At 52.7% G+C, this 7,988-nt stretch carries 5 protein-coding genes and 1 pseudogene; all 6 read left to right on the plus strand.

Annotated features, from left to right (window positions below):
- Nucleotides 1–201: 201 nt before the first annotated feature.
- Entirely contained in the window at nucleotides 202–2,520 is a 2,319-nt protein-coding gene (locus A8O25_RS21570) for a DUF6311 domain-containing protein (RefSeq protein ID WP_066839621.1), read from the plus strand.
- Between the two features lie 318 nt (nucleotides 2,521–2,838).
- Nucleotides 2,839–3,072 (plus strand): FeoA family protein, encoded by a 234-nt coding sequence (locus A8O25_RS21575; protein WP_074988010.1) that lies wholly within the window; start codon nucleotides 2,839–2,841, stop codon nucleotides 3,070–3,072.
- 3 nt (nucleotides 3,073–3,075) lie between these two features.
- Complete coding sequence (gene feoB / locus A8O25_RS21580; protein ID WP_082893824.1) at nucleotides 3,076–5,238, plus strand: ferrous iron transport protein B; 2,163 nt, start codon at nucleotides 3,076–3,078, stop codon at nucleotides 5,236–5,238.
- A 317-nt stretch (nucleotides 5,239–5,555) separates the two neighbouring features.
- Nucleotides 5,556–6,029, plus strand: a complete 474-nt coding sequence (locus tag A8O25_RS21585; protein WP_066839624.1) for a ribosome maturation factor RimP — start codon at nucleotides 5,556–5,558, stop codon at nucleotides 6,027–6,029.
- A gap of 8 nt (nucleotides 6,030–6,037) precedes the next feature.
- Complete coding sequence (gene nusA, locus A8O25_RS21590) at nucleotides 6,038–7,291, plus strand: transcription termination factor NusA (protein ID WP_066839626.1); 1,254 nt, start codon at nucleotides 6,038–6,040, stop codon at nucleotides 7,289–7,291.
- A 166-nt stretch (nucleotides 7,292–7,457) separates the two neighbouring features.
- Nucleotides 7,458–7,988: pseudogene (locus A8O25_RS21595) on the plus strand (translation initiation factor IF-2); the annotation flags it as partial.

The raw sequence follows: 7,988 nt of genomic DNA on the forward strand, positions 1-7,988 counted from the left end.
GGTTAGGCATCCTTTTTGGTCCATTCCTGTTTTTGGCCTAGTTTCCGGAAACAGGCAAAAACAGGAACGGGGCTGAACATCATGCAGAGCTCTCTCTAAGCCAATGGCTTCGGCTGAGCCAAAAAAACAAAGGCAAGGTTGCCGCCAACCTGCGTTGCAACTGTAACAGATTAGAAAAGGGTAACCGTATCTTCGCTACATTTGAAAGATATTGCAGTGCACATGCGGGAAACAGACAGGAACAGGAAATATGCATGGGTAAGCGCCGGGGCCACGTTGCTGGCCTTGGTGGCGGTGGTGGGCGTTGACGTATTTCTTTCGCCGGGCAAGTACCTGTTTGAGGTGATGGGCGACCACATCAAGAACTATTACGTGGTGGCGTACTACGTCAAGTACAACAGCAACCTCTGGTTCACCGGCATGAATTATCCGTTTGGCGACATTGCGCTCTTCTCAGATAACCAACCGTTGTTCTCGGTTCCGCTGGCCTGGATTCACCGCAATGTCTGGCCCATTGCAGAATACGTCACGGCAGGGCAGAACCTGTTCCTTTTCTTTTCTGTGGCGATTGGGGCCTGGTGCATGCAGCGCATTCTGGTGCGCCTGCTTTTGCCGGGCTGGTATACGGTGCTGGCAGCTGTGGTGATTCTGCTCATGAGCCCCCAGAACACCCAGTTTGATTTCCAGTATGCGCTTACGTATTCTTTCGCGCTGCTGCTGCCGTGGCTCCTGCTCATCAAGTACCTGGAGAATGGGGGAAGCTGGAAATGGTGGGTTGGGTACGTGCTGGTTTCTCTGGCCATGGGCTTTATTCATGTGTACCATCTGGCGTTGAATGGCATGTTTGGGGCGGCGGTAGCGTTGGTATATGCCTGGCAGGAAAAGCAGGTGAAAATTTCTGGCAAGCTGCTGGCAGGTGCCATATTGCCCAGCGCCCTGTTCCTGCTGTTCATTTCCCTGCTTGATGCTACTCCTGACCGGCCGCAGCACCCGTTCGGGTTCTTCGTGCACCGGGCCAATCTGGAAGGCATTTTTTATCCGTACCGGCTCTTCTACCTGCCCGCGCTCCAGAAGATTTTCCCGGGGTTGCAAGATTCCCGGCAGGTGAGTTATGCGTATGCCGGGCTGGCAGGTACGCTTTGCGTGCTGTTTTTTTTGTTCAAAGGAACCAGGTATCTGCTCAAAGGCAAGTTCAGGCTCATTTTCAGGCCCGTGTTTCCGGCGGTGCTGCGCTATAGTGTATGGCCTGCCGTGGGCCTGCTTTTGTTTGGCATGGCCATTCCGTTGAAATACGGGTTTCAGGCGTGGGTAGAGCAAACGCCCATGCTGGAGCAGTTCAGGGTGCTGTACCGCTTTGCCTGGCCGTTCTATTACGTTTACGCGGCGGTGGTAGCCTATGTGTTCTACGCCCTGTTTAGAAAGCTTCGGCAGCGCCGAAAGGCTGTGAGTTATGCCTTCTTGGCCGGTTTTCTGGTTCTGTGGGGCACAGATGCCTACTTCTTTGCGAAAACCGAATTGGGGAATGTGGGCAAACACCCGGTGGGCTACTCGTTTAACGGCAGGCAGGACAACCTCAATCAGATATTACGGGCCCATGGTGTTTCGCCGGAAGCGTTTCAGGCCATACTTCCGTTGCCGTATTTTTCACAAGGCTCAGAAAAAATAGACAGGGGCTACCGGAGCCGTTCGCTGTACCATGCCATGCGGCTGTCGCTGCAGACGGGGCTCCCGTTGGCCACGGTCATGATGGCCAGAACCTCCCAGGCCCAGGTGCTGGCGCAGACGCAGTTGCTGGGCAGTGACCTGCTGGCGAAGTCTTTGCTGCCCCAGTTGCCCACCCGGAAGCCGTTTCTGGTGGCGGTCACCAATGAAGCCTTAGTAGAAAATGAGGAGCAATTGCGGCTAAAAGGCCAATTCCTGTTTAAGACAGATAGCCTCAGCTTTTATAGGCTTCCGCTTGCAGCTCTTGCTGAAACCAGGAAATCAGTGGTGGCGGCGGCCTTTCAAAAAGATTCTGCCCATCTTGTAAAAGCAGGTTCCTTCTACTTAAACCGGAGTGCCCCTTTTGTCTGGAACGGCCTGGGCGGACAAAGGGCAGGAGGCGTGTTTGGAGTAGGGGAGAAGCGGGTGGAGAAGGGGCCGTTGTTCCTTTTCAATGGCCCTCTCCCGGCCAGTCCTGACTCTGTTTGGGAGATTTCTGTTTGGGGTAACGCACAATCAGAGCGCAATCTGCCGGTGCTGTACTGCTCCCAGCTTGATGCTGTAGGCAACGTCTTAGCAAAAACTAAAGTTGACGGCAAAGATAGCTTTGAGATATACGGCAGCTGGGTGAAGCTGGCACTGACTGTTTCCAAAGTGGCGCCGGGGCAGCGGCTAAACGTTTGGCTGGAAGGCAAAGACATCTGGGCCAGTTCTTTCCTGCTGAAACCTGCGGGCGTAGACGTCTACTGGTCTGTCTCCCCGCAAAACCTGCTCTTCAACAATTACCAGGTGCTGTGCCCGAAATCAGTTTCTGAATAATTGTTCCTGTTTCTGGCCTGTTTTGGCCAAAAGAGGTCAGAAACGGAAAAACATTCGCGGGTGCTTACCCTGAGAGGCAACGTTAATTTGCGTTTTTTGCCTGTTTTCCGGAAAACAGGCCAAAAACAGAAACCGCTGGTAAAATTCAGCTGCTTCCTTCCAGAAAGACACACTTTCTCCAGCGTTTCCCAGCCATTTCCTGCGGAAACTACCCTAATTCTGATGACAGTCTGGGAAACCTCCCCAACTTTTTGGAATCACAAGGAACACCTTGTACCTTGCAACTGTTTATAACAAGTCTAAATAAAGCAGAGACAGGTGCAAGGAGAGCAAAAGAGCGTACGGGATTTGAAGATTGGCGAGAAAGGCATTATCTGTAGCCTGTCTGACCCTGACATGTCTTTGAAGCTGCTGGAGATGGGCTGCATTCCCGGCGTAGAGGTCAAACTCAACAGCCGCGCCCCGTTGGGCGATCCCATTACCATTATTGTGAACGATTACACCTTATCCCTGCGTTTAGACGAAGCTGCTACCATCAAGTTAAAGGCTTAGTCTATGTCTGAAGTTCTCGCGCCGGCCCCCGCCTCCGTTCCTCCTGTCACTTCTGCTGCGCCCCGTACGGCCCCGGCAAAGATCGCCTTGATTGGCAACCCCAATTCCGGTAAGTCTTCTCTTTTCAATCACTTAACGGGCCTCAACCAGAAAGTGGGCAACTTTCCGGGTGTAACGGTAGACAAGAAGACCGGGGTCACGCTACTCACCGCCAGCCTCAAGGCGCAGGTGATTGACTTGCCGGGAACGTATAGCCTTTACCCCAAATCCTTGGACGAAAAGGTCATCATTGACCTGTTGCATGATAAAAAGTCTGCGTCTTACCCAGACGTGCTGGTCATCACCGCCGATGCCTCTAACCTCAAGCGCAACCTCCTGCTCTTCACCCAGCTCGCCGACTTAAAAATCCCGGCCGTACTGGCGCTGAACATGATGGACGTGGCCGAAAAACACGGCGTGAAGATAGACATAGCCGAACTGCAGAGCGAGCTGGGCGTGCCCGTGGTGCCAGTGAACGCCCGTACCGGCAGCGGGCTGGCCGCGTTGAAGATTTTGCTTTCACAGCAGCTGGAGGCACCCAAACCCAGCTTCTTCCAGATTCCGGAGAACCTGCTGGTGATGGTGCGGCAGATACGCTACTACTTTGAGTTGAGCAATGACTACCTGGCCTGGCACTACGCCCACCAGTTCCAGAAACTGAAATTCCTCTCTGACGACGATAAAGATTATGTTGCTGATTTAGTCAAAAAATACGGGTTCCAGTCTAACGCGCAGCAGGCCGCCGAGACCATTGACCGCTACACCCGCATTAACGGGCTGCTGCTGGACAGCATGCGCGTGACCAAGGCCGAAAACAACGAGCAGTTCAGCAATAAAGTAGACCAGATTCTTACCCACAAAGTCTTCGGGTACCTGATTTTCTTTGGCGTACTGTTTATGATTTTCCAGGCCATCTTTGCCTGGGCCAGCTACCCCATGGATTTGATTGACACCGGCGTGGCCACCCTCAACGCCTGGATTCACACCCAGGCCGAGGGGCCGCTGGTAGACCTGCTCACCGAAGGCGTTCTGGCCGGGTTGGGCGGCGTGCTCATCTTCATTCCGCAGATTGCCATTCTGTTTGCGTTTATTGCCATTCTGGAGGAAACCGGCTACATGGCCCGCGTCACGTTCCTGATGGACAAGATTATGCGCAAGTTCGGGCTGAACGGGAAAAGTGTGGTGCCGTTGATTTCAGGCGTAGCCTGCGCCGTACCCGCCATCATGGCCACCCGCACCATTGACAACTGGAAAGACCGCATGATTACCATCTTCGTGACCCCGCTCATGAGCTGTTCGGCGCGTCTGCCCATTTACACCGTTATGATTGCGCTGGTGGTGCCGGAGCAATATTTTCTGGGCTTTTTAAGTTTGCAGGGGCTGGTGCTCATGGGGCTGTACCTGATTGGTTTCCTGGCGGCTATTTTCTCGGCGGCGCTGCTCAAATGGGTGCTTAAAACCAAAGAGCGCAGCTACTTCATCATGGAGTTCCCCACCTACAAAATGCCGCGCTGGAAGAACGTTGGGTTCACCATTGTGGAGAAAAGCAAAGCGTTTGTGTTCCAGGCCGGTAAAGTGATTCTGGCCATCTCGGTGATTCTGTGGGTGATGTCTTCTTACGGTCCCGGTGATGCTTTAGAGAAAGCCGAGCAGCGCGCTACCGCGGAACTGACTGCGTTAAATTTAGAAGAGGCTGACGCCGAAGCGCATGTGGCGGGCCAGAAACTGGAGGCGTCTTACGCCGGGCAGTTCGGGAAATTCATTGAGCCGGCCATCCGGCCGCTGGGCTATGACTGGAAAGTGGGTATTGCGTTGTTAACCTCCTTCGCGGCCCGTGAAGTGTTTGTGGGCACCATCTCCACCATCTACAGCGTAGGTGATTCTGAGAATATTTCTACCGTGAAAGAGAAGCTGCTGGCCGAAAAAGATGCCTTCGGGCAGCCGTTCTTCACCCCGGCGCGCGCGTTTTCACTGCTCATTTTCTACGTCTTCGCCATGCAGTGCATGAGCACCATTGCGGTGGTGTACCGTGAGACCAAAGGCTGGAAATGGCCTATTCTGCAGATGCTCTACATGACCGGGCTGGCGTACGTGTCGGCGTTTGTAGTCTTCCGGTTGTTCTCTTAACTGAAATCCTGTTTTTGCCTGTTTTTGGGAAAACAGGCCAAAAACAGGAGCCTTCAGGTTTGGTTTCGGCTTGGCCGCTATTTGAACTAAAGGCGCATTCAATAGGTTAATTCACAGGTGAGGCTTGGGTGATTTTCCGCTTCGGGGATTCCTGTTTCCTGGGGCTTCCCTCCCTGAAAATTTTCTTTGCAAGAAGTTAAAACGTACTTAATACGCTGTTACTTGTGTTTCAGTGTATTTATTTGTACATTTGTGCGATTAAATGAAAGGAGAGGGGACGAGAGAGTCCCCCTTTTTATTTGTTATCCAGAGTACGAATGGCCTTAGACGAAAAAATAATTGAGGGTTTCGCCCAAGACGCGCTGCCAGAACCAGACCTGTTCCTGGTGAGCGTGAAGGTCTCTGATACGCCCGTTCGGCCCAAAGTGACCATTCTGGCAGACGGCGACCAAGGCATCACCATTGACCAGTGTGCCCAGATTAGCCGCCGTGTAGCCAAGAAAATAGAAGAGACCTACGGGGAGGAAATCTCTTACGTGATTGAGGTGTCTTCACCGGGGGTTGACTTCCCGCTGACCTCAGACCGCCACTACAGAAAGAATATTGGCCGTCTGGTGAAAGTTACCTTTGCTGAGGGGGTGGAGAAGACCGGTGAAATCACAGACGCCCTGGAAGACGGTATCCTCTTTGCCGAGGAAGTGAAAGTGAAGCATAAGAAATCTTTGCGTGAGCCCGTGCACGTGGCTTATAATGATATTGTGAAAGCGCAGATTGTAATCTCTTTTAAATAAGATAAGACATGGATAGTTCAGTATTGATCGAATCGTTTGCGGAGTTCGCCAAATTCAAGAACATTGACCGCCCTACCATGATGCGGATCTTGGAAGACGTGTTCCGCACCATGATCCGGAAGAAATGGTCTACTGATGAGAATTTTGACATCATCCTGAACGTAGAGAAAGGTGACCTGGAGATTTGGCGTAACCGCGAAATTGTAGATGACAACTCAGAAGACATCTGGGATGATGATAAGATTGCGTTGTCTGATGCCCGTAAAATTGAACCTGACTTTGAGGTAGGCGAAGAAGTATCTGAGCTGATCAAGTTAGAGGACTTTGGCCGCCGTGCCGTCTTGACGGCCCGCCAAACCCTGATCCAGCGCGTAAAAGACCTGGAGAAAGACTTGCTGTACCAGAAATACAAAGACCAGGTAGGTGAAATCATCTCTGGCGAGGTCTACCAGGTCTGGAACCGCGAGGTGCTGATCCTGGACTCTGAAGACAATGAGTTGCTGATCCCTAAAGGCGAGCAGATCCCCAAAGACCGTTACCGCAAAGGTGACGTGGTGCGGGCGGTGGTGCAGCGCGTGGAAATCATCAACGGGACACCTAAAATCATTCTTTCCCGTACATCTCCGCAGTTTTTGGAGCGTCTTTTTGAGAACGAGGTGCCTGAGATTGCAGATGGCCTGATCACCATCAAGAAAATTGTGCGGGAGCCCGGCGAGCGTGCCAAGGTGGCCGTAGAGTCGTATGATGACCGTATTGACCCGGTAGGTGCCTGTGTGGGCATGAAAGGTTCCCGTATCCATACCATCGTACGCGAGTTGGAGAACGAGAACATTGACGTGATCAACTACACAGACAACGTGGAGCTGTACATACAGCGGGCGCTGAGCCCAGCCAAGATCAGCAGCATCAAGATCAATGAGGAAACCGGCCGCGCCTCTGTGTTCCTGAAGCCAGACCAGGTGTCACTGGCCATTGGAAAAGGCGGGCAGAACATTAAACTGGCCAGCAAGCTGGTGGGTCTGGAGATTGATGTCTTCAGAGAGACCGAAGGCTTTGAGGAAGACATTGACCTGGAAGAATTCTCAGATGAGATTGAAGCCTGGGTGATTGAGGAACTCAAGCGTATTGGCCTGGATACCGCGCGCAGCGTATTGGCTGTGAGCAAGGAAGATTTGGTGCGCCGCACGGAGCTGGAAGAAGAGACCGTGGAGGATTTGCTCAATATCATCCGTCAGGAGTTTGAATCAGAAGAAAATAACTAAGTGGTGCGCGTAATGTGCCGGGTTAGTTGATCTAACCGGAGGATGGGGCCGTTTTAGGCCTATTTTCCGGGAAACAGGTCAAAAACACGTTTTTGCAGGCACCCATCCTTTGAATGAGTCAACAGATAGTAACCAACCTAGTAAAAAAATAACAGCATATTTGAACATGTCAGAAGAAAGATCGATGAGGCTTAAACAGGTAGCAACCACCTTGAACATCAGCTTATCTACCGTGGTAGATTTCCTGGGGTCAAAAGGGGTTGATATCGAGAATAAACCTACTTCAAAAATTACCCCGGAGCAGTTCAATATGCTGTCGAAAGAGTTTGCTTCCTCCATGCAGGCCAAGGCCGAGGCAGCAGAGCTGAACATCGGGAAAAAACCAGCCGAAGCCGAGCGCCCAGAGCCTAAGAAGCAGCCGGAGCCAGAACCAGAAGTTTTGATCAAATCAAACCAGGTGCGCACGCAGCCTGAGACCCCCAAGCCCGCCGCGCCAGCACCACAGGCACCTGCCCCTGCTCCGGCCCCGGCGGCCTCTGCCGGTGCGTCATTGCCCGGCATTAAAGTGTTGGGGAAAATAGAGCTGGATTCTAAAGGAAGACCGGTTCCGCCTAAACCAGCTCCGGCCCCGGCGGCGCAGGCACCTGCTGCCCCGGCGCCCGTTACGCCACCAGCACCAGCGGCCACCAGAAGCGCC

This window comes from Rufibacter ruber (assembly GCF_001647275.1).
Taxonomy (GTDB): Bacteria; Bacteroidota; Bacteroidia; order Cytophagales; family Hymenobacteraceae; genus Nibribacter; species Nibribacter ruber_C.

Bases quoted from the DNA above. Each gene is read 5' to 3' on its own strand.
- feoB (WP_082893824.1), top strand. From the start codon at position 3,076: ATGTCTGAAGTTCTCGCGCCGGCCCCCGCCTCCGTTCCTCCTGTCACT.
- A8O25_RS21585 (WP_066839624.1), top strand. From the start codon at position 5,556: ATGGCCTTAGACGAAAAAATAATTGAGGGTTTCGCCCAAGACGCGCTG.
- nusA (WP_066839626.1), top strand. From the start codon at position 6,038: ATGGATAGTTCAGTATTGATCGAATCGTTTGCGGAGTTCGCCAAATTC.